This is a genomic window from Methylobacterium sp. WL18 (assembly GCF_008040015.1).
In the GTDB taxonomy this organism is placed as follows: Bacteria; Pseudomonadota; Alphaproteobacteria; order Rhizobiales; family Beijerinckiaceae; genus Methylobacterium; species Methylobacterium mesophilicum.
In genome coordinates this window covers 1-1,255 of record NZ_VRVD01000965.1, presented here as the reverse complement: position 1 = coordinate 1,255, position 1,255 = coordinate 1, and the positions used below count along the sequence as shown (strand labels likewise).

The window sequence follows — 1,255 nt, the reverse complement described above, 5'->3', positions numbered from 1 at the left end:
CCCAGCCCTTTCAAGGTGTTTGATTTGCCAGAACCCTGGCGGTTGCGACATGGGCGTTGGTCTGGCGTGCGGGCTCGGTAGACCGCGGCTTGGGTTTTCGCTGGCTGGCGGCCACGCGTTTGGGGTCGATGCGCCGGGCCAGGCTCAGCAGGCGCGCGGCCAGGGCCTTGGGATCGCCCGCGGGTCCCGTCGCGCAGTCGGCCGGCAGGGCGATGCGCAGGCCCTCGTAACCGCTGCGGACCTGCAGGGCGAGGTGATACAGCGACACCGTCGGGGCCGGCTTCCCGGCGGCGGTCTGCGCCCGCTCCACGCAGCGCTCGATCAGCGCCAGCACGTTGTAGGCCAGCAGCGCCACGCCGAAGCCGAGCAGGGCCGCGCGCGGATGGCCCAGGCTGGTGATCTCGCTGTGCAGCACGCGCTCCAGGCGCTGGAACATCCCCTCGATGCGCCAGCGGTCCCGGTAGGCCTGCGCGATCTGAGCCGCGCTCACCTGGGCCGGCAGGTTGGTCCAGACCCGCAGGATCCGCTCCCCCGCCTGGCTCGGCCGGTCGAGGGTGAGCTCGATCCGCCGCCACGGGGCGGCCTGCGCGCCCGGATCCGCCAGCGTGATCGCCTGCTCGCGCAGGCGGCCGGTCTCGGTCCGGCCGGCTTTGCGCCAGGCGCTCTCACCGCTCAGCCGCGGATGGCGCGCGTGCTCGCGCACGATGAAGCCGGCGCCGGCCGCGTCCCAACCCCGCAGCAGCGCGCCGGGGCAGAAGTGCCGGTCGCCGATCCAGACCTGCCCGGGCTCGGCCCGCTCGAACAGGGCCCGGCTCAGGACGCGCTCGTGCTCATAGGCGTCCTCACCCGCCACCAGGTCGGTCACCAGGCCGCTGTCGGGATCGTAGACCACGATCGCCGTCCCCGGCAGCGCCGCGCCGGGGCAAGCGCGCAACGCCGTCAGGCGCTTCTCGCTGGCCGGCAGGTGATTGCCGTCGATCACCCGCAGCGCGTAACCCGGAAGCCGGGCCGGACCCGGCCCCAGCTCCGCCAGCACCGGCTCGAGCCGCTCGGCGCTCGCCCGCACCAGGGCGCCCAGCAGATCCGGATCGGTCCGCTTGATCTTATCGTACAGCGCTGCCAGCGACACCGGCAGATCCCGGCTCTGGCGGGCGGCCGCATGCAGCGACGGCTGCAGGCCGACCACCACCAGCATCATCAGCTCGACCACCGTCGAGAACAGCAGATCGCGCTCGTACTGGCGACCGCGATGCTG

At 73.1% G+C, this 1,255-nt stretch carries 1 protein-coding gene; it reads right to left on the bottom strand.

The window, feature by feature from the left end:
- Positions 1–10 precede the first annotated feature (10 nt).
- Positions 11–1,255 (bottom strand): IS4 family transposase (locus FV228_RS30135; RefSeq protein ID WP_147857776.1); only part of this gene is annotated, 1,245 nt, incomplete at its 5' end.